Raw genomic sequence first — 24,783 nt, 5'->3', positions numbered from 1 at the left:
TCTCTTTGGTGACTTTCTCTTGGCGGCCCAAGAGAAAGTTACTGCGCCGCCGGGCGCACATCCCGGCTCCCGCCCTCAACAAAGGCATGTAGCAACCACTGGCAACGGCAACCACCAAGAGCCACACAAAGATAGCCACCCCACCCCCGATAATCCCACCCCATGATCAAGCTGTTTGTCGGCCTGGGCAACCCAGGCCCCGATTACGAAGCCACCCGCCACAACGCCGGCTTCTGGTGGATCGACGCCCTCGCGCGCGAGCTCAAGGTGAACCTGGTGCCCGAGCGCTCCTACCATGGCCTCGCCGCCCGCGCCACCGTGCACGGCCAGAGCGTCTGGCTGCTGCAGCCCCAGACCTTCATGAACCTGTCGGGCAAGTCGGTCGCCTCGCTGGCCCGCTTCTTCAAGATCACGCCCGAGGAAGTCCTCGTGGTGCACGACGAACTCGACATCCCGCCCGGCCAGGTCAAGCTCAAGCGCGGCGGCAGCCATGCGGGGCACAACGGCCTGCGCGACATCCACGCCCAACTGGGTTCGCCCGACTACTGGCGCCTGCGCATCGGCATCGGCCATCCGGGCGTGAAGTCCGAAGTGGCCAACTGGGTGCTGAAAAAACCCGCCCCCGACCAGCGCACGGCCATCGAAGACTCCATCGCCCACTCCGTCAAGGCCTACCCGGCCATGCTGGCGGGCGAGATGGACAAGGCCACACTGCTGATCCACACCGTGAAACCGCCCCGCCCCAAGCCACCACGGCCACCGGAACTGGCCACCACCAAGCCACAGTCGCCCACCCCGGAGTGAGGTGCTGGCGCACGGCATGAAACAAACAGCCCGCCAATGAATTGGCGGGCTGTTTGTTTTGGATATCCGTTCTTGCCAGGTGATCAGGCCTGCGCTGGAGGTGCCTGCAAGCGCTGGAACTTCTGCCACAGGGTTTCGCGGCTTTCCACATGCTGGGGATTCACGGGGATGCAGGCCACGGGGCAGATCTGCACGCATTGCGGCTCGTCGAAATGGCCCACGCACTCGGTGCATTTGTGCGGGTCGATCTCATAGATCTCCTCGCCCAGGTAGATCGCGTCGTTCGGGCACTCCGGCTCGCAGACGTCGCAATTGATGCATTCATCGGTGATCATCAGCGCCATGGCACACCCCCTTGCGCACGGGGTGCGATGGAACACAGAGGAGACAGCGCGGGCTTCATGGTGCATATTATCGCGTGGTAACCGGATGTACCTTGTGAGCCACACCGGAACACAACACCGCCGATGGGGGTGTTTTTGCCGTTATGCTGTGTATACACATTAATTGTGACGCCGGAAATTCCCACCCTCCGGCTGCCACGCACAACCAACACCACCCACACGACACCCCACCATGGGACTGTTCTTCCTCAAGCGGTTCATCACCCTCCTGGCAACGCTGATCGGCGCCTCCATCGTCGTCTTCCTAGTGCTGGAGATCCTGCCGGGCAATGCGGCGCAGATGCTCATGGGGCCGGATGCCTCCCCCGATGCCGTGGCGGCCCTGGCCACCAAGCTGGGCCTGGACCAGCCGGCCATGCAGCGCTACTGGGAGTGGATCAGCGGCCTGGTGGTGGGCGACATGGGCAACAGCTACGCCTACAGCACCCCGGTGCTGGAGCTGGTGCTCGAACGCCTGGCCCTCACGGTGCCACTGGCGCTGATGGCCATGGTGATCACCACGGTGCTGGCATTGATCGCGGGCGTGTACGCCGCCTCGCGCCACAACAAGCTCGGTGACGTGGGCATGATGGGCCTGGCGCAGGTCGGTATCGCCATTCCCAACTTCTGGTTCGCCATCCTGTTGATCCTGCTGTTCTCGGTGAAGCTGCAGTGGTTCTCGGCCGGCGGCTTCCCAGGCTGGACCGAGGACGCGGGCGGCAGCCCGCTCGAAGCCCTCAAGGCGCTGCTCCTGCCGGCCATTGCCCTGGCCGTGGTGCAGGCCGCCATCCTGGCGCGCATCACGCGCTCGGCCGTGCTCGAGGTGCTGCGCGAGGATTTCGTGCGCACCGCACGCGCCAAGGGCCTGTCGCAGCGCGCCGCGCTCTGGAGCCATGTGCTGCGCAACGCCATGATCCCGGTGATCACCGTGATGGGCCTGCAGTTCGCCAACCTGCTGGCCGGCACCATCGTGGTCGAGAACGTGTTCTACCTGCCGGGCCTCGGGCGTTTGATCTTCCAGTCCATCTCCAACCGCGACCTGATTGTGGTGCGCAACTGCGTGATGCTGCTGGCCGCCATGGTGGTCATCGTGAACTTCGTGGTGGACATCCTCTACGCGGTGATCGACCCGCGCGTCAAAGCCAGCGACATCTGAGACCCGACAACCCATGAGCGCCGTCCCCACCACCCCATCCATCCGCCCCGCTGGTGCACCCGCCCCCGGCTGGTGGCACCGCGCACTGCGCCACCGCAGCTTCGTCATCGGTGCCGTGCTGTCGCTGCTGCTGCTTGTCGCGGCCGGCCTGTCCCTGGTCTGGACGCCCTGGTCGCCCTATGAGATGGACCTCGCCGTGAAGCTGCAGCCGCCCTCCATGGCGCACTGGCTGGGCACCGATGCCTTCGGGCGCGACGTGGCCTCGCTGCTGCTCGTGGGCGCGCGCAACTCCATCCTGGTGGGGGTGATCGCCGTCGGCATCGGCCTGACCATCGGCACCGCCCTGGGCCTGCTGGCAGCCGCCAAGCGCGGCTGGGTGGAAGAACTCATCATGCGCCTGGCGGACTTCACCTTCGCCTTTCCGGCCATCCTCTCGGCCATCATGATGACGGCGGTGTTCGGTGCGGGCATCGTCAACTCCATCATCGCCATCGGCATCTTCAACATCCCGACCTTCGCACGCGTCACGCGTGCCTCGGCCAATGCCGTGTGGTCGCGCGAGTACATCCTGGCCTCCCGCGCCTGCGGCAAGGGCAGTTGGCGCATCACCATCGAACATGTGCTGCCCAACATCCTCTCGGTGCTGATCGTGCAGGCCACCATCCAGTTCGCCATCGCCATCCTGGCCGAAGCCGCGCTGTCCTACCTGGGCCTGGGCACGCAGCCGCCCCAGCCCTCGTGGGGCCGCATGCTCAGCGAGGCGCAGACGCTGATGTTCCAGGCCCCGCTGTTGGCCGTATGGCCCGGCGTGGCCATTGCACTGGCCGTGCTCGGCCTGAACCTGCTGGGCGACGGCCTGCGCGACCTGCTCGATCCCCGCTTGTCGCGCAAGCGGTGACTGGCAGTGCCCGCAAGAACGACCAAGACGACGATGAAGACGAGTACCTGCTGCCATGCCCTTGCTTGAAGTCTCCAACCTGCAGATCCGCCTGCAGACCCACCGGGGCCCTGCCGACGCCGTGCGCGGCGTGAGCTTTGCCCTGGAACGCGGCGAAACCCTGGGCCTGATCGGTGAATCGGGTTGTGGCAAGTCCATCACCGCCATGTCGCTCATGGGCCTCTTGCCCGAGAGTGCCCAGGTCAGCGGCAGCATCCGCTTCGACGGTGAGGAGCTCGTGGGCCGCACCGATGCGCAGATGTGCCGCATGCGCGGCAACCGCATCGGCATGGTGTTCCAGGAGCCCATGACGGCCCTGAACCCGGTGCACACCATCGGCCGCCAGGTGGCCGAGCCACTGCGCCTGCACCGCGGCATGGGCGCGGCCGACGCACGCAAGGAAGCCATCTCCCTGCTCGACCGCGTGGGCATCCCCAACGCGGCGCAGCGCTTCGATGCCTACCCGCACCAGTTCTCGGGCGGGCAGCGCCAGCGCATCACCATTGCCATGGCCCTGGCCTGCGGGCCGGACCTGCTGATCGCCGACGAACCCACCACCGCACTGGACGTGACCATCCAGCAGCAGATCCTGGACCTCATCAGCGACCTGGTGGCCGAGCGCAACATGGCGCTGATCCTCATCTCGCACGACCTGGGCGTGATCTCGCAGAACGTGGACCGCATGCTCGTGATGTACGGCGGCAGCGTGGTCGAAAGCGGCTCCACCGCCTCGGTCTTCTCGGCCATGGCCCATCCCTACACGCGCGGCCTGTTCGCCGCACGCCCGCACCTCGGTGCTGTGCACGCCCCCGGCGAGCGCCCACGCCTGTCCACCATCGCGGGCACCGTGCCCGAGCTGGTGGACCTGCCTGCGGGCTGCCCCTTCGCCGGCCGCTGCAGCCACACCATCGACATCTGCCACCATGAGCGGCCGGCAGCCCAGGTGGTGGGCCGCGACGAGGATGGCGAACATGCCGTGCGCTGTCTGCGCCACGAGGCCATCGCCCAGGCGCTCAGCGCACAGCAGCCCGCCCCGGCCGTGGGAGTGTCCGCATGAACGCACACGCACAGACCCCGCCCGCCACCACGGCCAACGGCCCCCTGCTCCAGGTCACGGACCTCGTGCGCGAATACACGCTGCCGCGCGAGCATGTCCTGCGCCCACCCGGCAAAGTGCACGCACTCAATGGCGTGAGCTTTTCCATCGCCTCGGGCCGCAGCCTGGGCATCGTGGGCGAATCGGGCTCGGGCAAGTCGACCCTGGCGCGTACGGTGATGGCACTCGACGCGCCCACCTCGGGCACGGTGCACCTGCTCGGGCGCAATCTGCATGCGCTGGCACCGGCCGAACTGCGCCATGCGCGGCGCGATTTCCAGATGGTGTTCCAGGACCCCTATGGCTCGCTGGACCCTCGCCAGACCGTGGAGCGCATCGTCACCGAACCGCTGCAGGCCCAGGGCGAAACCACGCGTGCAGCCCAGCGCGAGCAGGCCGGCCAGGTGCTCGCCCAGGTGGGCCTGCGCACCAACGACCTGGACAAGTACCCGCACGAATTCTCGGGCGGCCAGCGCCAGCGCATCGCCATCGCGCGCGCCCTCATCACGCGCCCGCGCCTCATCGTGGCCGACGAACCGGTGAGCGCACTCGACGTCTCGGTGCAGGCCCAGGTGCTCAACCTGATGCAGGACCTGCAGCAGCAGTTCGGCATCACCTACATGCTGATCAGCCACGACCTGGCGGTGGTCAACCACCTGTGCGACGAGGTCGTCGTGCTCTACCAGGGGCGCATCGTCGAGCGCGGCTCGCCGGCCGAGTTGTTCCGCAATGCGCAGCACCCCTACACGCAGTCGCTGGTGGCTGCCGTGCCCCAGGTGCAGCCCGGGCGGGCGCGTGCGCGCCGCTCTGCGGCCCGGGCGGCCGCAGCGGCGCAAAACGCATAACCATACATGTCCCCAATGGTGTAAAAAGCTTCCGTGCTCCCCGGTAACAATTTGCACCGGGGCTTTCGTCTGGTTTTTTGTCTGGAGAGTCCGAACATGCTGAACCGCCGTACCGTTCTTGCCACTGGCGCCATCGCCACCGTCCCCCTGGCCACCCCCTTCGGCGCCCTCGCCCAGGGCCGCAAGGATGCCGTGGTACTGGCCATGACGCTGGAACCGCCAGGCCTGGACCCGACGGCCGGCGCCGCCTCGGCCATCGCCGAGATCGTGCAGTACAACATCTTCGAGACGCTCACCAAGATCAACGCCGACGGCAGCGTCTCGCCCCTGCTGGCCGAGAGCTGGGAAGTCTCGCCCGACCTCAAGACCTACACCTTCAAGCTGCGCCGCGGCGTCACCTTCCAGAACGGCGAGCCCTTCAATGCCGCCGCCGTGAAATTCTCCTACGACCGCGCGGGCGGCGAGAAGAGCACCAACAAGGACAAGCGCACCTTCGCCAACCTCACCACGCAGGTGGTGGACGACTACACCGTGGTCGTGCTCAACAAGGACATTGACCCCGACCTGCTGTTCATCCTGGGTCAGGCCACCTCCATCATCGTGGAGCCCAAGAGCGCCGAAGGCAATGCCACCAAGCCCGTGGGCACCGGACCCTACCAGCTCAATGCCTGGAACAAGGGCTCGTCCGTGGTGCTGGCGGCCTGGAGCGGCTTCCGCGCCCCCGCCACGATCAAGATCAAGCGCGCCACCTTCCGCTTCATCTCCGACCCGGCGGCCCAGGTCGCCGCCCTGCTGGCCGGTGATGTGGACGCCTTCCCGCGCGTCACGCCGCGCAGCGTGGCGCAGTTCAAGTCCAACCCGCGCTTCCAGGTGGTGGTCAGCGGCTCGCGCGCCAAGACCATCCTGGCCATCAACAACGCCAAGAAGCCGCTGGACGACGTGCGCGTGCGCCGCGCCATCGCTGCCGCCGTGGACCGCAAGGCCGTGATTGAAGGCGCGGCCGACGGCTACGGCGCGCCCATCGGCAGCCACTACGTGCCCGGAGCCTTCGGCTACGTGGACACCACGGGCGTGAACCCCTACGACGTGGAAAAGGCCAAGAAGCTGCTGGCCGAGGCCGGCGTAAAGACGCCGCTGGAACTGACCGTGACCCTGCCGCCCACGCCCTACGCGCGCCAGGGTGGCGAGGTGATCGCGGCCCAGTTGGCCAAGATCGGCATCACCGCCAAGCTGCAGAACGTGGAATGGGCCCAGTGGCTCAGCGGCACCTACGGCAACAAGAACTACGACCTGACCATCATCTCGCACGTGGAGCCATTCGACCTGGGCAACTTCGCCAAGCCCGACTACTACTGGGGCTACAACTCGCCCAAGTTCAACGAGATCTTCAACCAGATCAAGAACGCGGCGCGCCCTGCCGACCGCTCGCGCCTGCTGGGCGACGCCCAGCGCCTGATCGCGCAGGATGCGGTGCATGCCTTCCTGTACCAGAACCAGTGGATCACGGTGGCCAACAAGAACCTCAAGGGCCTGTGGAAAGACATGCCCGTGTTCGTGAACGACATCTCGGCCCTGTCCTGGGCCTGACGACGCCGGCGGCAGGGGCTGCGCAGCCCCCTGTTGCCGCCGCGGCCCTCGTCCTTTCCCCCTGGCTGCCGTGCGTGCACGGCAGCCTTTTTCTCTAGCCCTCCCCTGCCCCTCCGCCCCCTGCCATGAGTGACCTGCACGACCTGCCCGCCCACGCACTGACCGCGGCCTACCGCCAGCGCACGCTTTCTCCCGTCGAGGTCACGCAGGCCGTGCTGAACCACATCGCAGCCTGGGAACCCCACATCCAGGCCACCTACCTGCTGCGCCCCGAGCGGGCGCTGGAACAGGCGCGCGCGTCCGAGGCCCGGTGGGCCCGGGGCGAGCCCCTGGGCCTGCTCGACGGCGTGCCGGCCACGATCAAGGAAAACATCGCCACCGAGGGGGATCCGCTGCCGGCCGGCACGGCCGCCGTGGACCTGGTGTCCGCTGCGGCCGATGCGCCACCCGCTGCGCGCATGCGCGAGGCCGGTGCCGTGGTCGTGTCCAAGACCACCATGCCCGACTACGGCATGCTGTCCTCCGGGCTGTCGAGCTTCCACCCCCTGGCGCGCAATCCCTGGGACACCAGCAAGGGCCCGGGCGGCTCCAGTGCCGGCGGTGGCGCGGCCGCGGCGGCCGGCTACGGCCCGCTGCACATCGGCACCGACATCGGCGGCTCGCTGCGCCTGCCGGCCAGCTGGTGCGGCATCTTCAGCTTGAAGCCCAGCCTGGGCCGCATCCCGATCGACCCACCCTACACCGGCCGCGCCGCCGGCCCCATGACCCGCACCGTGGCCGATGCCGCGCTCATGATGCAGGTCTTGAGCCGCCCCGACGCGCGCGACAGCATGGGCCTGCCCGCCCAGGACATCGCCTGGGACCGCTTCGACCAGGGTGCCGAGCACCTGCGCGGCCTGCGCATCGGCCTGCTGCTGGACGCCGGCTGCGGCCTGCCCGTGGACCCCGAGGTGCGCGCCGCCGTGGAGAACGCCGCGCGCCTGATGGAGGCTGCCGGCGCCACCATCGTGCCCATGCGCCCGTTCATGACGCAGGCCATGCTCGACGGTATGGACCACTTCTGGCGCATGCGCTCCTTCACCGACATGCAGGCCCTGGCCCCCGCCAAACGCGAGAAGGTGCTGCCCTACATCCGCGCCTGGGCCGACAGCGCCGAAGGCATGTCGGGCCAGGCGGTGTTCAACGCCAGCCAGCAGTTCCACCTCACGCGCGTGGCCGCCGTCAAGGCCTGCAATGCCTTCGACTACGTGATCTCGCCCGTGGCGCCCAACGTCGCCTTCCAGGCCGAGCTGCCCTCGCCCACCAACGACCCGCTGCGCCCGCTGGAGCACATCGGCTTCACCGTGCCGTTCAACATGTCCGAGCAACCTGCCGCATCGGTCAACTGCGGCTACACACGGGCCGGCCTTCCCATCGGGCTGCAGATCGCCGGTGCGCGCTTCGACGACCTGGGCGTGCTGCAGGTCTCGCGCGCCTTCGAACTGGTCCGCGGCACCCAGCGCCCCTGGCCCCAGCCACCCAAGGCCTGATCCATGGACGTCCTGATCCTGTCGATCCTGATCGCCAGCGGCGTCTACATGCTCAATGCCAAGGAGCAGCGCAAGCGCATTGCGCTGCTCGGCGCGCACCTGGCCAACTACCAGATCGAAAAGCTCATGGAGGCGCTGACCGAGGGCTACCTGCGCGCCCTGGGCGAAAGCACCGACGAGCGGCGCGGCCAGATCTGGTCGCTGCTGGAGACCACCGAATCGCAGCTGGCCGAGCAGTTCACGCGCTTCGCGGCCGATTTCTCCAAGGTCGACGAAGTGCAGGCCCGCGTGAGCCGGCTGGCCCTGGCCATCCCGTTCGCCCAGGCCATCCTGCCCGCCGCCACCTTCGACATGCGCCGCGCCCTGGCCATCCACGCGCGCGGTATTGCCAGCGTGGCGCAGAACAGCGAGCACCTTTCCCCAAAGGACAAGGCCTTCGTGATGACGGCGGAGCTCTTGCTCATGCAGCACAGCTGCCATTGGTTCTGCAAGTCCAAGACCATCGCCACGGCGCGCATGCTGGCGCGCCACAAGACACCGCACGAGCAGCTCGTGGCATCGGTATCGCCCGCCACGCGCAACGCGTACCTGGCCCTCATCAACGGGAAATGAGCCAGCGCAAGGCACGCCTCGCCCTTGCGCCGCACAATGCACCGATGCACACCGCCACCGACAGCCTGGGCAACCCCGTCACCCTGCACGAGCCAGGCAGCCTGGCAGCCCTGAACGATTTCGTCGAGGGCTTCATCGCCTGCGAGGCACGCGCCGTGAACGTGCTCGCCGCCGAACAGGACGCGAGCGCCATCGTTCAGGCCTGCTGCGCGGCACTGCACATGTTTGCCGAGTCGGCCGATGCGCCCCGCAATGCGCGGCCTTACCTGCAGCGCGCGCAGGCCGCTGCCGGCAGGGCCACGGAGCGCGAGCAGCGCTTTGTCGCCGCCGTGGCCGCCTGGGTGGCGGGCGACCTGCCGCGCGCCATTGCACTGCACGAAGAGCAGGCCCGCCTGCACCCGCGCGACCTGGCTTCGCTCAAACTCGGCCAGTACCACCTGTTCAACCGCGGCGATTCGCCGGGCATGCTGCGCATCGCCCTGGACGCGCTGCCCGCAGCGGCCGAAGTGCCCTACCTGCATGGCATGCTGGCCTTTGGCTGGGAGCAGTGCCACCTGCTTGACCGCGCCGAGGCCTCGGCCCGGCATGCGGTAGCCCTGTGCCGCAAGGAGCCCTGGGCCCACCACGCCCTGGCGCATGTGATGCTGACCCAGGGCCGCATTGCCGAGGGCGCGGACTTCCTGGCCGGAGTCAGCGATACCTGGACGGGCCTGAACTCCTTCATGGTCACCCACAACTGGTGGCACCAGGCCCTGTTCCTGCTGGAACAGGACCGCCATGCCGAGGTGCTGGCGTTGTACGACCAGCAGGTCTGGGGTGTGGTCAAGGAATACACGCAGGACCAGATCAACGCCGTCTCGCTGCTCGCACGGCTGGAGCTGGCCGGCGTGGACGTGGGCCCCGCGCGCTGGGCCGACGTGGCCAGCCACCTGGCACAGCGCCTGTCGGACCAGGTGCTGCCCTTCCTGGACCTGCAGTACCTCTACGGCCTGGCCCGTGCCGGCCGTGTGGCCGAAGCGCGCACACTGCTGCAGCACATCGGGGCCCACGCCGCCAGCCGCACCGAGGCGCACGAACGCACCGTCTGGCAGCAGGTCTGCGTGCCCGCCGCCCAGGGCCTGCTCGCGCATGCCACGGGCGACTGGGCCACTGCCGCGCAGCAGCTGGGCCTGGCGCTACCGCAGTTGGTGGCCGTGGGCGGCAGCCATGCGCAGCGCGACCTGTTCCACCAGATCTACCTCGACGCGCTGGCCCGAAGCGGCCAGTGGGCCCCGCTGCAGAACCTGCTGCAACCACAGGCCAACGCCCAACCCGAGTCCAAGCGCCTGGCACGGCAGCTGCGGAGCGTGTATGCGGCACTGGGCCTGGACGGCCCCCTGGACACCGCGTAGGACAGGACCTCGCGGCCATGTAGCCGCACCGCGCATTGTCGTGGCGCGGGGCCGTGCACGGTGCAAACCCCTGCCCCCGCGGGCCCGCCGCGGGCCAATCCGGTTCTAGAATGGCAACGCACAGTGCCCCGGGGCGCGGTGCGCGTTCCCTCCACCGGTTTCCGCACCTTGCCGCACAACGCCCACGCCCCCACGCCCTCCCTGCCAGCCGCCACGACCGATGCGCTGCAGGCCTTGCGCCAAGCCACCGCCGGGCAGCATGCCCGGCTCGACGCCAGCCTGCCTGTTGGCCGCGAGGGTGCCACCCTGGCCGACTACGCCGCGCACACGCACATGGTCGCTGCCTGGCTGCAGGCACTGTGGCCCCTGCTGCTGCACCTGCAGTCCCAGGAGACGGGCTTTTGCTTTGCGCCCCCCGAACGGCTCGCGGCCCTGCGGCAGGACCTGGAGCAGGCCAGCATTCAGCCCTGGCCCGAACCCAGCACAACCACACTGCAATGCCTGGACCAGGCACTGGCCCGCCACCCGAACCAGGCAGACGCCGTGCACTGGGGCATGGCCTATGTGGTGGAAGGCTCGCAACTGGGCGGGCAGGTGCTCTACCGCAGGCTTGCGCTGCACTTGGCCCCGCACCCGCTGCGCTACCTGCAGGGCGATGGCACCGGCACCGGGGCGCGCTGGAAGTCTTTCATGGCGCTGCTGCGTACCCACCTGGTTTCGACCGCCGCCGTTGCGGCCGCCTGCGACGGCGCACGGGCGGCCTTCCAGGGCATGCAGGCGCATGCAGAAGCGCTTGAAGGAACACCGGCATGAGCTCCGGCGCAGGCCCCATGCAGCCAGCCACGCTGGAGAACTGCGACCGCGAACCGATCCACATTCCGGGCTCCATCCAGTCCCATGGCGTGCTCGTGGCCGTGGACGCGAGTGGCCTGGTGCGCCACGCCAGCGGCAATGCCCAGGCCCTGCTGGGCCATGCCTTGCAGCCGGGCGAACGGCTGCCTGGCAGCGCCCTGGTCGCGCAGCACCCGGCCCTGGGCGAGCTGCTGGACGAAGGCCTGGCCGCCCTGGGCGCTGCGGCCGACCTGCCCATGCCCACCGAGCTGGAGGCCGCGGGCCACCGCTTCGACGTGGTGCTGCACCAGTCGCACGAGCTGCTGGTGATCGAGTTCGAGGCGCGCCAGGCATCGAGCGATGAACTCACGGGCTTTGCCGTGCAGGCGCACCGCGCCATGGAGAAGCTGCGCCGCCCGCGCGCTTCCATCGACGACCTGCTGCAGCTGGCCACGCAGGAGGTGCGCGCACTCACCGGCTTCGACCGGGTGATGGCCTACCGCTTCCGACCGGACAGCAGCGGCGATGTGGTGGCCGAATCGTGCGCGGATTTTCTCGACCCGTACCTGGGCCGGCGCTACCCGGCCAGCGACATCCCGGCCCAGGCGCGCGCGCTGTACGTGGCCAACACCCTGCGCCTGATCGCCGACGTCCAGGCCACGCCGGTCCCCCTGGTGTCTGCCGGTGGTGCGGTGCTGGACCTGAGCGCAGCCATCCTGCGCAGCGTCTCGCCCATCCACATCGAGTACCTGAACAACATGGGCGTGGGCGCGTCCATGAGCATCTCCATCGTCATCAACAACCGGCTGTGGGGGCTGCTCGCCTGCCACCACATGGGGCCGCGCCAGGTGCCCTACAGCGTGCGCATGGCCTGCGATGTGATGGCGCAGATGCTGGGCGCCAACATCCAGGCAGCCCTGGCGCGCAAGCAGGCCGAACGCCAGCAGCAGGTGGCCGAGCTGCGCACCCGCGTGATGGAAAGCGTGCTGCACTCCGACGACGAATTCAGCGCACTGTGCTCCCATGCCGGTGCCCTCATGCAGTCGATGCACGCCGACGCCCTCATCGTCTCCGAGCACAGCAAGCTGTGCACCCAGGGAGAGATCGGTGGCCCTGCCGCCCGGGCACTGCTGCGGTGGCTGGACGCCACGCACGCCGGCAGCCCCCTGTACGCCACCCATGCCCTGCCACTGGAAGCGCCCGAGGTCGGCGTGCAGCTGTCTCCCTGGTGCGGCGTGCTCGCCCTGCCACTGGACATGCACCGAGGCAGCTGGCTGGTGTTTTTGCGCAAGGAACAGATCGAGACCATCCACTGGGGCGGCAAGCCCGAGAAGGAGGTGCGCCCCGGCCCGCTGGGCCCGCGCCTCACGCCGCGCGGCTCGTTCGACCTGTGGAAGGAGATCGTGCGCTCCACCGCCGAGCAATGGGCCGGCGATGACCTGGAGATCGCCCGCCAGCTGCTCGCGGAACTGGTGCGCGCCCAGAGTGCCCGCCATGCCGAACTGAACAACGCACGCGCCCACCTGATGGCCGTGCTGGGCCACGACCTGCGCGACCCGCTGCACTCCATCAGCATGGCGGCCCGGGTGCTCGAAAAGAACAATGGCACCGATGCCCACACCGGCCGGCTGGGCCAGCGCATCCAGTCCAGCAGCAGCCGCATGCAGCGCCTGGTGAGCCAGGTGATGGACATGTCGCGGCTGCAAAGCCGCCTGGGCCTGGATTTGCAGCCCGCCAGCATCGACCTGGTGCAATTGCTGACCGACCTGATGGACGAGGCGCGCACGGCCCATCCGGGCCTGCAGCTGGTGGCACACCTGCCCGACAGCCTGCGCACCGAGGCCGACCCCGACCGCATCGCCCAGGTGTTTGCCAACCTCATCAGCAATGCCCGCCACCATGGCGATGCCGGCCACCCGGTCGAAGTGCGCGCCCAGGGCTCCGAGACCGGGCCCGTGGTCCAGGTGCGCAATGTGGCCCCGGCCATCGCGCCCGAGGTGGCGGCCGATCTGTTCACCCCGTTCAAGTCCTCGTCCGTGGGCAAGGCGCGCAACCGCTCCGGGCTGGGGCTGGGCCTGTACATCGCGCACCAGATCGTGCAGGGCCACGGCGGTCGCATCGGCTACGCCCACGAAGCGCCGCACGTGGTATTCACCGTGCACCTGCCCCTGCGCCCGCCCGGCACCGCCGAACATCCATCCTCCTGACCACCATGCCGCTAGAGATCCTTGTCATCGACGACAACCGGGATGCCACCGAACTCCTGGAAGAACTGCTGACCATGGAAGGCCATGCCGTGCGCACGGCCGCCACCGCGGCCCGCGCGCTGGAGCTGGCCCGCGCGAAGCCCGTGCAGATCTTCCTGGTCGACCAGAACCTGCCGGACATGAGTGGCTCGGACCTGGTGCCCCTGCTGCGCGCGAGCGTGGCCACGCACGGCGCTGGCCCCTGCTTTGCGATTGCCATCACGGGCATGGCCTCGGGCAACGCCCGCACCGCAGCCGGCCAGATGGCCGTGTTCGACTACATCCTGGGCAAGCCACTCGACTTTGACGCCTTCGATGCCCTGCTGGCACGCTGCGCCGCCGCGCTGCAGGCACCACCCGCTCCCTGAGCCTCCCCCAAGACCTCCGCCTGCCCATGCCTGCCAAGAAGCCCGCCCCCCCTGTGCCCGATACTGCCCGGGAGTTGGCGGATGCCGGCCTGCAGCATGCCGTGCTGATGCGTGCCATGCCGGTGCTGCGGCACGATGTGGCCAGCCCCCTGTCGGTGATGCGCATGGGCACCATGCTGCTCAAGCGCCGCCTGGGCCAGGGCGACATGCCGCCCGAGCAGGCCGTGGAGCGCGTGGAGCAGATCGAGGAGCAGCTCTCCGAAATTTCGCGCCATATCCGCCGGCTGCGCCTGTGGGACCTGCAGATCAACGACCGCCACACCGTGTTGGAACTGGCGCGCGAAGCCGTGGAACTGGCGCGCCCGATGCTGATGGTGCGCGGCACCGAGATGGAGCCCCTGGCCGAAGACGCCCCCGGCTGGGAGGGCGACACCAAGGTGCCACACACGCTGCTGTACCTGGTGCTGGCCGCCATCTACCACCTGGCCGAACAGCCTGGCCCGGCGCCCGCCCAGGTCACGGTGGAACCCCTGGGCACGCTCGGCGTGCGGGTGCGCGCCCACGGCACCTCGACCGCGTCGCCGGATTTCCTGCCACCGCCCGAGGCCGGTGGCCCGGCGCGCCCACCGGCGCTGGACCTGGCCGCCTTGCTGCAACTGGCGCAGCCTCTCCAGGTCCAGGTTCAGGCCAGCGAGCGGCAGATCGACATCAGCCTGCCGGCCGCCTGAAGCGGCTCACTCGGCGGCGCTCTCCACCAGCAATTTTTTCTGGTCGTAGACCGGCTGGGGTGGCAGGTCCGCCAGGTGGCGCACATCGGCCCAGTGCAAGAGCTCGATGGCGTCGCCGTCGAGGCGCACGCGGTTGAAACCGGCGTTCGGGATGTCGCTCTGGCGCGGGCCGTGCAGGCCCACGCCCTGCGCGGTGCGCCAGACCATGTCGAGCACGCCGCCGTGCGTCACCACCATCAGGGTCTTGCCCGCATGCTCCTGCGCCAGGCGGCGCACGGCGTCCATCACGCGGGTGTGGAACTGGCGCGTGGTCTCGCCGCCGGGCATGCCGCCGTCGGCGTCGAAGCGCAGCCAGTTCTCCCAGGCGCCCGCATGCTGCAGCTTGATGTCGTCCACGCGCATGCCGTCGACCAGGCCAAAGCTCTGCTCGCGCAGGCTGGCGTCCACCACATCGTCGATGTGCAGTGCGGGCAGCAGCGTGTTCAGCACGGGCTGCGCAGTCTGGCGCGTGCGGATGAGGTCGCTGCAGACCAGGTGGTCCACGGCCAGGCGCTCGGCCCCCAGGCGCTCGGCCAGGCGGCGTGCCTGCTCGTGGCCCGTGGCGTTCAGGGGCACATCCACCTGGCCCTGGAAGCGCAGCTCACGGTTCCAGTCGGTCTCGCCGTGGCGTATCAGTATCAGTTCGGTCATCCCGTCCATTATCGAATGCATGCACAGCAATGCAAGCAAGTCGCTTGCCAGTGCTTTCCCGCACAGCATTGGCAGGCGGGAAAGGCGGCCGCTCAGAATCGGATGGGGGCCCCATGCGCCAGTGCCGGATCGAGCACCGGCGCTGCACCCTCGGTCCCACGGGCCAGGACCAGGGCGTAAGGCCCTTCGCCGCGCGTGGCCAGATGGCGGGCCAGGGCACCCTCGCCGCTGCGCGGTGCGCCCAGCACCAGGGTGCTGGCACCGGCACGCACCAGGCCGATCTGCACGTCGCTGTGGGGCAGGTCCACCGCGGCGCTGGCATGGCTGGCCGGTGCGCCCTGCGGCGGTTCGCCCAGCAGGGCCCGGTAGCGGCCCAGGCTGGTCGCCAGGTCGTGCACCGCGATGGACAGGCTGGCCACGCCGATGGCGCCATTGGGATGCACGCGCGCCTCGCCCTCGGGCACACGCAGCGCGCGCGGCGTGAGGTCGCCGCACAGAAAGGGCAGGTCGTGCGAGGGCGGGCGCGCCGTCTGCCAGCGCAGTTGCTCGCCATCGGGCCGCACCCGGCCGCCGTCGTGCGGACCGCTCAGCGCCAGGCCCCGCGCCTGCGCCGCCGCCGCGGTGGTGGCGGTGCCGGGCGGCAACAGGGCAAAGTCGATGATGCCCTCGCCGTGCTGCTGCAGCAATTGCCACCAGCGGTCAGCGGGCGCCGGCTCGCGCCAGGCGATCAGCTCGAAGTAGCTGCCGTCGGCAAACACCACCAGGGCGTTGTGCGTGGGCCGGCCGGGGTGGTCGCCACCGCGCAGCACGTTGAAGCCCAGCGTGCGGTAGTCGGCGATGGTGGCGTCAAGGTCGTTGACCGCGATGACCACATGGTCGAGCGGCAAGGCCAGGGCCTGGGCGGGGGTGCCGGCGCTCATGCCGCCACCGCCTCTTCGACCACGGGCGCCGCAGCCTTGGAATTGGTGAGCTTCACCTCGGCGCGGATGGCCTGGGGGTTGCGCAGCAGGTTGAGGATGGGGCAGTTGCGCTCCACGGCCTCGAACAGGGCGTCGATCTCGGCACGGCTCGCGGGCGAGTCGATGTGCACGGTGTAGGCGATCTCGTGCGGCCAGATGGGCGTGGCCTCGTGGCCAGGCTTGCCGCCGCGCGGGTCGATGATGCCCGTGACCTCCACTTCCAGGCTTTCCAGCGGCACCTGGCGCTCGGCCGCGTGGATCAGGAAGATGTGCGTGACGCAGGTGCCCAGCACGCCGAGCTGCAGTTCGGGCGAGCTCGGGCCCAGGTTGTAGCCCGCGAAATCGGGCGGGCTGTCGCTGATGACCTGGTGGTCGCGGATGCGCAGGCGGCGCACGCCGCTGCGGCCCTCGGCGCTCACGCGCGCCTTCAGCGCGGCGGGCTGGGCCGTGCCGGCGTCGATGGCGGCCTGGCGCGCCAGCACCGCGGCGCGTTTCTCGGCAAGGTAGTCGTTCAGGTGGCTCATGGCGGGTCGGTTCTCCGGTGCGTGCGTGCCGCGGCAGACAAAGCGCGGATCACGGACGTTCGGGCCATTGTTCGGCGCCGCACCGCCGCCTGGGAAGCGACAAAACCGCGCGCGCTTATGCGCATTCCGGATATGGAGCGCGGCCCGTGCACGCGCGGTTTCCAAATAACGATCCTACTTTTTATACCAATGCGTTTATGTAGCGCCGATACCATGAATTGCGTGGACTGGCCTGCGCCGAGGGCGGCAGCCGGAGTTGTGAACGCATTTTTGGAGCCCTTCGCGGCGCGAGGTATGAACGTGTTTCCCCTGAAGAAATCGATGGTCTGGGCTGCCGTGGGCATCCCGGTGTTGGCGCTGGGCGTGCTGTTGGCCGGCTGCTCCAAAAAGGACACGCCAGCCGCTGCCGCAGCCAGCGACGGCCCCGTGCAGGGCGGCACCCTGGTGTACCTCGAGCAGCAGGCCCACACCAACCTGTACCCGCCGGCCGGGGGCTTTTACCCCAATGGCGGCGTGCTCAACCAGATCACCGACAAGCTCACCTACCAGGACCCCAAGACGCTGGAGATCCAGCCCTGGATCGCCGAATCGTGGGAGGTGAACGCCACGGCCACCGAGTACACCTTCAAGCTGCGCAAAGGCGTCACCTTCTCCGACGGCACGCCGCTCGACGCCACCGCCGTGGCGAAGAACTTCGACACCTATGGCCTGGGCAACAAGGAACTCAAGCTGCCCGTCTCGGAGGTCATCAACAACTACGAGAAAAGCGAGGTGGTGGACCCGCTCACGGTGAAGTTCTATTTCAAGAAGCCTTCGCCCGGCTTCCTGCAGGGCACCTCGGTCATCGGCTCGGGCCTGGTGTCGCTGGCCACGCTGGCACGCCCCTTCGAGGAACTGGGCGACGCGACCAAGATCATCGGCTCCGGGCCCTTCGTCGTGACCAGCGAGACACTGGGCAAGGAACTCACCCTGCAGGCGCGCAAGGAATACACCTGGGGCCCGGCCAAACTGGCCCACCAGGGCCGCGCGCGGCTCGACGAGGTCAAGTTCATCGTGACGCCCGAGGACAGCGTGCGCATCGGCGCGCTGCTGGCGGGCCAGGCCGGCTTCATCCGCCAGGTGCAGGCCTATGACGAAAAGCGCGTGCAGGAGCAGAAGTTCCAGATCTACGCGCCCTCCACGCGCGGCGTGAACAACAGCGTGGTGTTCCGCCCCGACAACGCGCTGGTGGCCGATGTGAAGGTGCGCAAGGCCCTGCTGCACGCCACCAACACACAGGAGATCGTGCAGACCCTGTTCTCGGCCAACTACCCGCAGGCGAAGTCGGTCATCGCCTCCACTGCCGCAGGCTATGTGGACCTTTCGGCCAAGCTGGCCTACGACGAGGCCGCCGCCAAGAAGCTGCTGGACGAAGCCGGCTGGACCCTGGGTGCCAATGGCCTGCGCCAGAAGGACGGCAAGGAGCTGGTGCTGGCGGCCTACGAATCCCTGCCCCAACCGCAGAACAAGGAGACGCTGCAGCTCATCGCCCAGCAGTGGGCCAAGGTGGGCGTGAAGCTCAACGTGCTGGCCGGCGACAGCGGCAGCCGCACGGTGGACAACCTCGACCCCGAGAAGACCCCGGTCTCGCCCGGCATGGTGGGTCGCGCCGACCCCGACGTGATCAAGAGCAACTACTACCCCACCAACCGCAACGTGCTGCTGCAAAAGGGCGGGGTCAGCAGCAAGGTCAAGGCCTTTGTCGATGACAAGCTCAACGGCCTGCTCGATGCCATCGCCGCCGAGACCGACCCGGCCAAGCGCCTGGCGCTGGCCGGTGAGGTGCAGAACTACCTGATCGACCAGGCCTATGTGATCCCGGTGTTCGAGGAGCCCCAGGCCTTCGCGGGCGCCACCTGGGTGCGTGATGTGGGCTTCGAGGCCGTGGGCCGGCCCAGCTTCTACAGCACCTGGGTGAGCAAGCAGCCCTGATAGGGCGCAGCAGCACGGAGGCCTTGCATGAACCTGCCTTACCTCGCCCACCGCATCAGCCAGGCCCTGCTGGTGCTGTGGGCGGCCTTCACGGCGTCCTTCATCCTGCTGCAGCTGCTGCCGGCCGATGCGGTGCTGATCAAGTTCCTGAGCCCCGAGTTCGCCCTGGGCCCGCAGGAGATCGCGGACATCCGCGCCGCCTACGGGGCCGACACGCCCGTGTGGCGCCAGTACCTGCACAGCCTCACCGGCTTCCTCACGGGCAACTTCGGCTATTCGGTGCAGGCCGGCGTTCCGGTCAGCCAGAGCCTGGCCACCAACCTGCCGCCCACGCTGCGGCTGGCCAGCTTCGGCTTTGCCACGGCGCTGCTGCTGGCCGTGGCGCTGGCGTTTGCTGCGCAACTCGCACGCCTTTCCTGGCTGCGCTCGGCCCTGCAATCGCTGCCCTCGTTGTTCGTCTCGGTGCCGGTGTTCTGGCTGGGCATCATGCTGATCCAGATCGTGTCCTTCCGCCTGGGCTGGATCCCCGTGATCAACCCGGGCCGCTGGGAGGGGCTGGTGCTGCCCACGCTCACCCTGGCGATTCCGATCTCGGCACCGCTCGCGCAAATCCTGCTGCGCAACATCGACGAGGTGCTCACACAGCCCTTCGTGGCCGTGGCGCGCGCCAAGGGCGCCACGCGCCAGTGGGTGCTGTGGAAGCATGTGGCGCGCAATGCGCTGCTGCCCTCGCTGACCATCGCCGGCGTGCTGTTCGGCGAGCTGCTGGCCGGCGCCGTGGTGACGGAGGCGGTCTTCGGCCTCAACGGCCTGGGCAGCCTCACCCAGCAGGCCGTGGGCAACCAGGACACGGCCGTGCTGCAGGCCGTGGTGGTGTTCTCGGCCACGGCCTTCGTGCTCATCAACCTGGCCGTGGACCTGCTCTACCCGGTGCTCGACCCGCGGCTGCGCCATTCCCCCGGAGCCTGACCCATGACCACACACACAAGCACTGCCGACCAGGCACTGCTGCAGGGCGCAGCACAGCGCCCGCTCAGCACCCTCGCCCGCGCTGCTGCCCGCTGGCTGCGCGGTACGCCCGCGACACTGCTGCTGGCCTGGGCGGTGATCGCCCTCGTTGCCCTCTGGGCGCTGGCACCGGGCCTGTTCACCACCTACAACCCCATCCAGGGCACGGCCGGGCACCAGCTGCAGGGGCCGAGCGCCGCGCACTGGCTGGGCACCGATGCGCTGGGGCGCGATGCCTACGCGCGCCTGGTGCACGGCGCCGTGCATTCGCTCTCGGGCGCCTTCGTCGCAGTGGCCGTGGGCCTGGTACTGGGCACGCTGCTGGGCCTGGTGGCGGGCTCGGTGGGCCGCTGGGTGGACGATGCCCTCATGCGCACGGTGGACGTGCTGCTGTCCGTGCCCCCACTGCTGCTGTCGCTGTCCATCATCATCATCCTGGGCTTTGGCACCATCAACGCGGCCATTGCCGTGGGTGTGGCCTCGGTGGCGACCTTCGCAAGGCTGGTGCGCTCGGAGGTGGTGCGCGTGCGCCGCTCCGAGTACGTGGAGGCCGCCTTCGGCAGTGGTGGGCGCTTTGCCGCCGTGCTGTGGCGCCATGTGCTGCCCAATTCGCTGACTTCGGTGATCGCGATGGCGGCGCTGCAGTTCGGCTCGGCCATCCTGTCCATCTCCACCCTGGGCTTTCTGGGCTACGGCGCGCCGCCGCCCACGCCCGAGTGGGGCCTCCTGATCGCCGAGGGGCGCAACTACATTGCCACCGCCTGGTGGCTCACCACCGTGCCCGGCGTGGTGGTGGTGGCCGTGGTGCTTTCGGCCAACCGCATCAGCGCGGCCATCGCGAAAGGCCGGCCATGAGCAGCCTCACCGCCAAGGCACCGGTGCTGGAGGTCGAAGACCTGGCCATCGCCTACCGCGACCGGCAGCAACAGACCCAGCGCGTGGTGCACGGCGTCTCGTTCTCCATTGCGCCCGGCGAGGTGGTCGCCCTGGTTGGCGAATCGGGTTCGGGCAAGACCACCACGGCCCAGGCCGTGATCGGCCTGCTGGCCGACAACGGCCAACTCGAACACGGCGCCATCCGCTTGAACGGCACCGACATCGCAGGTTGGTCGCCCGAGCGCCTGGACGGCGTGCGCGGCCGCGTGGTGAGCCTGATCCCGCAGGACCCGACCAGCTCGCTCAACCCCGTGCGCACGGTGGGCGAGCAGGTCGGCGAGATCCTGCGCATCCACCGCTATGGCAACCGCCAGGCCATCCAGGCGCGTGTGCTGGAGCTGCTCGAGCGCGTGGGCCTGTCGCAGCCCGCACTGCGCGCGCGCCAGTACCCGCACGAGCTCTCGGGCGGCATGAAGCAGCGCGTGCTGATCGCCATCGCCATCGCGCTGCGCCCGGCCCTCATCATTGCCGACGAGCCCACAAGCGCGCTGGACGTGACGGTGCAGCGGCGCATCCTGGACCTCATCGACGGGCTGCGCCGCGAGGACGGCACAGCCGTGCTGCTGGTCACGCACGACCTGGGCGTGGCCGCCGACCGGGCCGACCGGCTCGTCGTGATGCAGGGCGGCCGCATCCAGGAGCAGGGCCCCACACAGGACCTGCTGCGCCGCCCCGGCAGCGCCTACACACGCCAGTTGCTGGCGGATGCACCTTCGCTGTCGGGCGGCCTCTTCCGCCCCACCCCCACACACCAGGATGGCTCGGCGCAGGACATCGCCATTGCCGTAGAAGGCCTGGTGCACGAGTTCCCCGTGGCGGGGCAGCGCCAGCCCTTCCGTGCGGTGGATGGCGTGAGCTTCCAGGTGCGGCGCGGCACCACGCATGCGCTGGTGGGCGAGTCGGGCTCGGGCAAGACCACCACCATCCGCGACGTGGTGGGCTTTGCGCGGCCCACGGCGGGCCGCATCCTCGTCGAAGGGGTGGACCTGGCCACGCTGCGCGGCGAAGCGCTGCGCCAGGCGCGCCGGCGCATCCAGCTGGTGCACCAGAACCCCTTCAGCTCGCTGGACCCGCGCCAGACCGTCTACCAGATCATCGAGGAGCCGCTGCTCAACTACGAGCCCATCGCCCGGCCCGAACGTGAGCGCCGCGTGCACGACATCCTGGCCCGCGTGGGCCTGCCGCCGGCCGTTCTGCAGCGCCCGCCGCGCGCGCTCTCGGGCGGGCAGCGCCAGCGCGTGGCGATTGCGCGCGCGCTCATCCTGGGCCCGCAGGTGCTGGTGCTCGACGAGGCCGTCTCGGCCCTGGACGTGACCGTGCAGGCGCAGATCCTCGCGCTGCTCGAACAGCTGCAGCGCGACCTGGGGCTGACCTACCTCTTCATCTCGCACGACCTGGCCGTGGTGCGCCAGATCGCGGACACCGTTTCGGTGCTGCAGGCCGGCCGCCAGGTGGACGCGGGGCGCGTGCGGGACGTGTTCCTCTCACCCGGCAGCGACTACACGCGCGAGCTCATCAACGCCATTCCCGGCAACGCCGCCCCCAGAAACCACGACCATGCCCTCGACAACGACCTCGACCCCACATCCGACACCGAAGCGCCTGGGCTTCTTCAGCAGGCTGCTTGACGACGCCCCGGCGGGCGAGCGCTACCGCCTGGTGACCGAGCAGATCGCCCATGCCGAAGCCCTGGGCTTCGATTCGGCCTGGGTCGCGCAGCACCATTTCCACGAGCACGAAGGCGGCCTGCCCTCGCCCCTGGTCTTTCTGGCCCATGTGGCGGCGCGTACCCAGCGCATCCGCCTGGGCACGGGCATCATCACCCTGCCACTGGAAAACGCCGTGCGCGTGGCCGAAGACGCCATCGTGCTGGACCTGCTCTCGGGCGGCCGGCTCGACGTGGGCGTGGGCACGGGCGGCACGCCCGAGTCGTTCGCCGCCTTCGGGCTCGACAGCGAAGACCGCTCCGCCATCTTCGCGCGGCAGTTGGCCGTGCTGCGCAACGCCTGGGCCGGTCAGCCCCTGCCCGGTGGCGACACGCTCTACCCCGCCGCACAACAGCTGCTCGGCCGCATCTGGCAAGCCACCTTCTCGGTGGCTGGGGGCACGCGCGCCGGTCTGGCGGGCGACGGGCTCATGCTCTCGCGCACCCAGCCACGGCCCGGCGAGGCGCCCCAGGCCTCGCTGGCGGACATCCAGAACCCCATCATCGATGCCTACCTGGCCGCACTGCCCGCCGGCGCCACGCCGCGCATCGTGGGCTCGCGCAGCCTGTTCGTGGCAGACAGCCGGCAGGAGGCGCTGCGCCTGGCCGACACGGGCCTGCGGCGCGCAGCCGCGCGCTTTGCCGCGCATGCTGCCCCGTCGGGCAGCGCGCCCCGCCTGGGTCCCGATGCGCCGCTGGCCCAGCTGGTCGCCGCCTACGACGTGCACCTGGGCACGCCCGAGGACGTGATCGCCTCGCTGCGCGCGGACACCACGCTGGAACGCGTGACGGACCTCGTGTTCCAGGTGCACTCCATCGACCCGCCGCACGCGGCCATCCTGCGCTCCATCGAGCTCACCGCCACCGAGGTGGCCCCCGCCCTGGGCTGGGTGCCCCGGCATCCGCCCGCAGCGGCTCCTCGCGCCCCTCTTTTGCAACCCCTCACGGAACCCGCATGACCCAAACCGCCGACACCACACCCGACGTGATCGACCTGCTCACCGGCATTGCGCCCGGCGACCGGCTCGACACCCTCCGCCGCCACCGCCTGCAGGCGCGCACCCATGCGCAGCAGAGCTACCTGGCGCTGTTCGAGCCCGCGGCGCCGCAGCCCGGCCGCTTCAGCCTGGCTGACCGCCAGGCCGTGGCGGCCTTCGTGGCGGGCCTGCACCAGCAGCCCGATGCCACGGCCTTCTACAACGCCGCGCTGGCCGCCGAGGGCGCGCGCCAGGCCCGCCCCGGCGTGCCCCAGGCCATCGCAGCCGAGGTGGTGCGCGGCACGGCCCGTGGCCCCTACGGCGCCTACCCGCCCGGCCCGCTGAGCGAGGAAGACACGCCCGGCCCCGCCTACCGCGTGGGTGAGGCCCAGCGCGCCGTGCTCGGCGCGCCGCTGTCGGCCGCGCTGGAGCATGCGCACCTGCTCACCTTGCACCCGCGCGATGCCAGCCCCGCAGCACTGCAGGCGCTGCTCGACGCCGGCTGGCGCACCACCGAGATCGTGACCCTGTCGCAGCTGGTCGCCTTTCTGGCGTTCCAGATCCGCGTGGTGGCCGGCCTGCGGGCCCTGGCCGCCGCTCCCGCACACACCGGCAACCAAGCATCCAGCGAGACCACCCAGGCATGACCGATACCACCCTCTCCCACCCCGGCAGCCAGGAACCCGTGGCCTTCACGCAGGCCCAGCTCGAATGGCTGCCCTGGCTGGCTCCGCTGACCGAGGACGAGCTGACCGAGCGCCACCTGGCAGGCCTGGTGGACGCATCGCGCGCCAAGTCGCCCTACTTCAGGCTGCTGGCGCGCGACCCCGACATCCTGGGCGCACGCACCCGCACCGACAAGGACATCTTCTACAACCCCGACGCCGGCCTGCCGCGTGCCGAGCGCGAGCTGTCGGCCACGGCCGCCTCGCGCCACAACGGCTGCATCTACTGCGCCTCGGTGCATGCGCGCTTCGCCTCGCACTTCTCGGGCCGCGCGGACGACGTGCAGCGCCTGCTCGACGAAGGCACGGACACCGACCTGGGCCCGCGCTGGAACGCCATCGTGCAGGCCTCGGTCGCGCTCACGAACACTCCGCTGGACTTCGGCACCGAACACATCACGGCACTGCGCGCGCAGGGCTTGGACGAAGAGGCGATCTCGGACGCGCTGCATGGCGCGGCCTTCTTCAACTGGGCGAATCGGCTGATGCTCTCGCTGGGCGAGCCGCAAGAAGCTGCAGTGAAGGTCTGATCAGCGCATGGGGACGATGAGCACCTTGCGGCGCGGGGCACAGCCCGGCCCGTCGTAAGGCGGGCTGTCCTTCTCCCAGCCACTGCCGGGTGAGGTCTGGGCACAGACGCGCTGGCCATCGACCTTGCTGCGCCAGTAGAACCAGGGCGCGGGGGCGGCGAGCGCCGCTGTGGCAAGTAGCGCGCAGGCCATTGCAGCAGCCCACAGCCGGCCAGCCTGCAGGGAAGCGGATGGACCTGTCATGG

Annotated in this window: 25 protein-coding genes; 20 read left to right on the top strand and 5 right to left on the bottom strand. The window is 69.5% G+C overall.

Features of this window, described 5'->3' with window-relative positions:
* Positions 1-162 precede the first annotated feature (162 nt).
* On the top strand, positions 163-804 hold the full coding sequence (gene pth, locus AC3WOH_RS14145) for an aminoacyl-tRNA hydrolase (RefSeq protein ID WP_492229935.1): 642 nt from the start codon (positions 163-165) through the stop codon (positions 802-804).
* 83 nt (positions 805-887) lie between these two features.
* On the opposite strand, the gene AC3WOH_RS14140 is transcribed toward pth, so the two are convergent.
* Positions 888-1,148 carry a YfhL family 4Fe-4S dicluster ferredoxin gene (locus AC3WOH_RS14140; RefSeq protein ID WP_184859972.1) on the bottom strand — a complete coding sequence of 87 codons (261 nt, stop codon included), beginning with the start codon at positions 1,146-1,148 and terminating at the stop codon, positions 888-890.
* Positions 1,149-1,380: 232 nt separating this feature from the next.
* Between AC3WOH_RS14140 and AC3WOH_RS14135 the strand changes: the two genes are divergently transcribed.
* The 12 genes from AC3WOH_RS14135 to AC3WOH_RS14080 all read left to right on the top strand — a co-directional run bounded on the left by AC3WOH_RS14135 (position 1,381) and on the right by AC3WOH_RS14080 (position 14,513).
* On the top strand, positions 1,381-2,343 hold the full coding sequence (locus AC3WOH_RS14135) for an ABC transporter permease (RefSeq protein WP_492229934.1): 963 nt from the start codon (positions 1,381-1,383) through the stop codon (positions 2,341-2,343).
* 13 nt (positions 2,344-2,356) lie between these two features.
* Positions 2,357-3,241, top strand: a complete 885-nt coding sequence (locus AC3WOH_RS14130) for an ABC transporter permease (RefSeq protein WP_184859968.1) — start codon at positions 2,357-2,359, stop codon at positions 3,239-3,241.
* A gap of 55 nt (positions 3,242-3,296) precedes the next feature.
* Positions 3,297-4,337 carry an ABC transporter ATP-binding protein gene (locus AC3WOH_RS14125; RefSeq protein ID WP_492229933.1) on the top strand — a complete coding sequence of 347 codons (1,041 nt, stop codon included), beginning with the start codon at positions 3,297-3,299 and terminating at the stop codon, positions 4,335-4,337.
* Positions 4,334-5,221, top strand: coding sequence for an ATP-binding cassette domain-containing protein (locus tag AC3WOH_RS14120; protein ID WP_492229932.1), 888 nt, complete (start codon positions 4,334-4,336; stop codon positions 5,219-5,221). Before AC3WOH_RS14125 ends, AC3WOH_RS14120 begins: the two co-directional genes overlap by 4 nt.
* A 96-nt stretch (positions 5,222-5,317) precedes the next feature.
* Entirely contained in the window at positions 5,318-6,808 is a 1,491-nt protein-coding gene (locus AC3WOH_RS14115) for an ABC transporter substrate-binding protein (protein ID WP_184859961.1), read from the top strand.
* Between the two features lie 125 nt (positions 6,809-6,933).
* Positions 6,934-8,337, top strand: coding sequence for an amidase (locus AC3WOH_RS14110; RefSeq protein ID WP_492229931.1), 1,404 nt, complete (start codon positions 6,934-6,936; stop codon positions 8,335-8,337).
* 3 nt (positions 8,338-8,340) lie between these two features.
* A complete protein-coding gene (locus AC3WOH_RS14105) occupies positions 8,341-8,949 on the top strand; it encodes a hypothetical protein (protein WP_492229930.1) in 609 nt (202 codons plus the stop codon).
* 44 nt (positions 8,950-8,993) lie between these two features.
* A complete protein-coding gene (locus AC3WOH_RS14100; protein WP_492229929.1) occupies positions 8,994-10,340 on the top strand; it encodes a tetratricopeptide repeat protein in 1,347 nt (448 codons plus the stop codon).
* A gap of 168 nt (positions 10,341-10,508) precedes the next feature.
* The gene (locus AC3WOH_RS14095; protein WP_492229928.1) at positions 10,509-11,153 is read left to right on the top strand and encodes a biliverdin-producing heme oxygenase; all 645 of its coding nucleotides are present in this window, start codon (positions 10,509-10,511) and stop codon (positions 11,151-11,153) included.
* Complete coding sequence (locus tag AC3WOH_RS14090) at positions 11,150-13,378, top strand: ATP-binding protein (RefSeq protein ID WP_492229927.1); 2,229 nt, start codon at positions 11,150-11,152, stop codon at positions 13,376-13,378. The genes AC3WOH_RS14095 and AC3WOH_RS14090 overlap by 4 nt, the downstream gene beginning before the upstream one ends.
* A gap of 5 nt (positions 13,379-13,383) precedes the next feature.
* Positions 13,384-13,785, top strand: coding sequence for a response regulator (locus AC3WOH_RS14085; RefSeq protein ID WP_492229926.1), 402 nt, complete (start codon positions 13,384-13,386; stop codon positions 13,783-13,785).
* A gap of 26 nt (positions 13,786-13,811) precedes the next feature.
* Complete coding sequence (locus AC3WOH_RS14080; RefSeq protein ID WP_492229925.1) at positions 13,812-14,513, top strand: hypothetical protein; 702 nt, start codon at positions 13,812-13,814, stop codon at positions 14,511-14,513.
* Between the two features lie 6 nt (positions 14,514-14,519).
* Here AC3WOH_RS14080 and AC3WOH_RS14075 read toward each other — a convergent pair whose 3' ends face one another.
* The 3 genes from AC3WOH_RS14075 to AC3WOH_RS14065 form a co-directional block, all read right to left on the bottom strand.
* The gene (locus AC3WOH_RS14075) at positions 14,520-15,203 is read right to left on the bottom strand and encodes a histidine phosphatase family protein (RefSeq protein WP_492229924.1); all 684 of its coding nucleotides are present in this window, start codon (positions 15,201-15,203) and stop codon (positions 14,520-14,522) included.
* A gap of 92 nt (positions 15,204-15,295) precedes the next feature.
* Positions 15,296-16,096 carry a VOC family protein gene (locus AC3WOH_RS14070; protein WP_492229946.1) on the bottom strand — a complete coding sequence of 267 codons (801 nt, stop codon included), beginning with the start codon at positions 16,094-16,096 and terminating at the stop codon, positions 15,296-15,298.
* A gap of 23 nt (positions 16,097-16,119) precedes the next feature.
* Positions 16,120-16,686 carry an OsmC family protein gene (locus tag AC3WOH_RS14065; protein ID WP_492229923.1) on the bottom strand — a complete coding sequence of 189 codons (567 nt, stop codon included), beginning with the start codon at positions 16,684-16,686 and terminating at the stop codon, positions 16,120-16,122.
* A gap of 321 nt (positions 16,687-17,007) precedes the next feature.
* On the opposite strand from AC3WOH_RS14065, the gene AC3WOH_RS14060 reads away from it, so the two are divergent.
* Genes AC3WOH_RS14060 through AC3WOH_RS14030 form a run of 7 tightly spaced genes read left to right on the top strand, consistent with a single transcriptional unit; the run spans position 17,008 to position 24,538 of the window.
* Positions 17,008-18,657, top strand: coding sequence for a TIGR04028 family ABC transporter substrate-binding protein (locus AC3WOH_RS14060; protein ID WP_492229945.1), 1,650 nt, complete (start codon positions 17,008-17,010; stop codon positions 18,655-18,657).
* A gap of 27 nt (positions 18,658-18,684) precedes the next feature.
* On the top strand, positions 18,685-19,626 hold the full coding sequence (locus tag AC3WOH_RS14055; protein WP_492229922.1) for an ABC transporter permease: 942 nt from the start codon (positions 18,685-18,687) through the stop codon (positions 19,624-19,626).
* 3 nt (positions 19,627-19,629) lie between these two features.
* Entirely contained in the window at positions 19,630-20,520 is an 891-nt protein-coding gene (locus AC3WOH_RS14050; protein WP_492229921.1) for an ABC transporter permease, read from the top strand.
* Positions 20,517-22,229: a dipeptide ABC transporter ATP-binding protein gene (locus tag AC3WOH_RS14045; protein ID WP_492229920.1), complete on the top strand. Its 1,713-nt coding sequence runs from the start codon at positions 20,517-20,519 to the stop codon at positions 22,227-22,229. The genes AC3WOH_RS14050 and AC3WOH_RS14045 overlap by 4 nt, the downstream gene beginning before the upstream one ends.
* Positions 22,159-23,265, top strand: a complete 1,107-nt coding sequence (locus AC3WOH_RS14040; protein ID WP_492229919.1) for a putative FMN-dependent luciferase-like monooxygenase — start codon at positions 22,159-22,161, stop codon at positions 23,263-23,265. Before AC3WOH_RS14045 ends, AC3WOH_RS14040 begins: the two co-directional genes overlap by 71 nt.
* Positions 23,262-23,930 (top strand): CMD domain protein, encoded by a 669-nt coding sequence (locus tag AC3WOH_RS14035; protein WP_492229918.1) that lies wholly within the window; start codon positions 23,262-23,264, stop codon positions 23,928-23,930. Before AC3WOH_RS14040 ends, AC3WOH_RS14035 begins: the two co-directional genes overlap by 4 nt.
* Entirely contained in the window at positions 23,927-24,538 is a 612-nt protein-coding gene (locus AC3WOH_RS14030; protein WP_492229917.1) for an alkylhydroperoxidase domain protein, read from the top strand. The genes AC3WOH_RS14035 and AC3WOH_RS14030 overlap by 4 nt, the downstream gene beginning before the upstream one ends.
* Here AC3WOH_RS14030 and AC3WOH_RS14025 read toward each other — a convergent pair whose 3' ends face one another.
* Positions 24,539-24,781, bottom strand: coding sequence for a hypothetical protein (locus AC3WOH_RS14025; protein ID WP_492229916.1), 243 nt, complete (start codon positions 24,779-24,781; stop codon positions 24,539-24,541).
* Positions 24,782-24,783 lie beyond the last annotated feature (2 nt).

The sequence above is a fragment of the Acidovorax sp. FW305-C-20-28 genome (assembly GCF_058783375.1).
The sequence above is the reverse complement of the archived record's forward strand: the minus strand, read 5'-3'. Positions and strand labels throughout refer to the sequence as shown.

Excerpts from the sequence above, each read along its gene's own strand:
- AC3WOH_RS14040 (WP_492229919.1), top strand. The coding sequence starts at position 22,159 with ATGCCCTCGACAACGACCTCGACCCCACATCCGACACCGAAGCGCCTG.
- AC3WOH_RS14060 (WP_492229945.1), top strand. The coding sequence starts at position 17,008 with ATGGTCTGGGCTGCCGTGGGCATCCCGGTGTTGGCGCTGGGCGTGCTG.
- AC3WOH_RS14055 (WP_492229922.1), top strand. The coding sequence starts at position 18,685 with ATGAACCTGCCTTACCTCGCCCACCGCATCAGCCAGGCCCTGCTGGTG.
- pth (WP_492229935.1), top strand. The coding sequence starts at position 163 with ATGATCAAGCTGTTTGTCGGCCTGGGCAACCCAGGCCCCGATTACGAA.
- AC3WOH_RS14140 (WP_184859972.1), bottom strand. The coding sequence starts at position 1,148 with ATGGCGCTGATGATCACCGATGAATGCATCAATTGCGACGTCTGCGAG.
- AC3WOH_RS14065 (WP_492229923.1), bottom strand. The coding sequence starts at position 16,686 with ATGAGCCACCTGAACGACTACCTTGCCGAGAAACGCGCCGCGGTGCTG.
- AC3WOH_RS14025 (WP_492229916.1), bottom strand. The coding sequence starts at position 24,781 with ATGACAGGTCCATCCGCTTCCCTGCAGGCTGGCCGGCTGTGGGCTGCT.
- AC3WOH_RS14135 (WP_492229934.1), top strand. The coding sequence starts at position 1,381 with ATGGGACTGTTCTTCCTCAAGCGGTTCATCACCCTCCTGGCAACGCTG.
- AC3WOH_RS14085 (WP_492229926.1), top strand. The coding sequence starts at position 13,384 with ATGCCGCTAGAGATCCTTGTCATCGACGACAACCGGGATGCCACCGAA.
- AC3WOH_RS14080 (WP_492229925.1), top strand. The coding sequence starts at position 13,812 with ATGCCTGCCAAGAAGCCCGCCCCCCCTGTGCCCGATACTGCCCGGGAG.
- AC3WOH_RS14125 (WP_492229933.1), top strand. The coding sequence starts at position 3,297 with ATGCCCTTGCTTGAAGTCTCCAACCTGCAGATCCGCCTGCAGACCCAC.
- AC3WOH_RS14030 (WP_492229917.1), top strand. The coding sequence starts at position 23,927 with ATGACCGATACCACCCTCTCCCACCCCGGCAGCCAGGAACCCGTGGCC.
- AC3WOH_RS14035 (WP_492229918.1), top strand. The coding sequence starts at position 23,262 with ATGACCCAAACCGCCGACACCACACCCGACGTGATCGACCTGCTCACC.
- AC3WOH_RS14130 (WP_184859968.1), top strand. The coding sequence starts at position 2,357 with ATGAGCGCCGTCCCCACCACCCCATCCATCCGCCCCGCTGGTGCACCC.
- AC3WOH_RS14105 (WP_492229930.1), top strand. The coding sequence starts at position 8,341 with ATGGACGTCCTGATCCTGTCGATCCTGATCGCCAGCGGCGTCTACATG.
- AC3WOH_RS14050 (WP_492229921.1), top strand. The coding sequence starts at position 19,630 with ATGACCACACACACAAGCACTGCCGACCAGGCACTGCTGCAGGGCGCA.
- AC3WOH_RS14120 (WP_492229932.1), top strand. The coding sequence starts at position 4,334 with ATGAACGCACACGCACAGACCCCGCCCGCCACCACGGCCAACGGCCCC.
- AC3WOH_RS14110 (WP_492229931.1), top strand. The coding sequence starts at position 6,934 with ATGAGTGACCTGCACGACCTGCCCGCCCACGCACTGACCGCGGCCTAC.
- AC3WOH_RS14090 (WP_492229927.1), top strand. The coding sequence starts at position 11,150 with ATGAGCTCCGGCGCAGGCCCCATGCAGCCAGCCACGCTGGAGAACTGC.
- AC3WOH_RS14045 (WP_492229920.1), top strand. The coding sequence starts at position 20,517 with ATGAGCAGCCTCACCGCCAAGGCACCGGTGCTGGAGGTCGAAGACCTG.
- AC3WOH_RS14075 (WP_492229924.1), bottom strand. The coding sequence starts at position 15,203 with ATGACCGAACTGATACTGATACGCCACGGCGAGACCGACTGGAACCGT.
- AC3WOH_RS14100 (WP_492229929.1), top strand. The coding sequence starts at position 8,994 with ATGCACACCGCCACCGACAGCCTGGGCAACCCCGTCACCCTGCACGAG.
- AC3WOH_RS14115 (WP_184859961.1), top strand. The coding sequence starts at position 5,318 with ATGCTGAACCGCCGTACCGTTCTTGCCACTGGCGCCATCGCCACCGTC.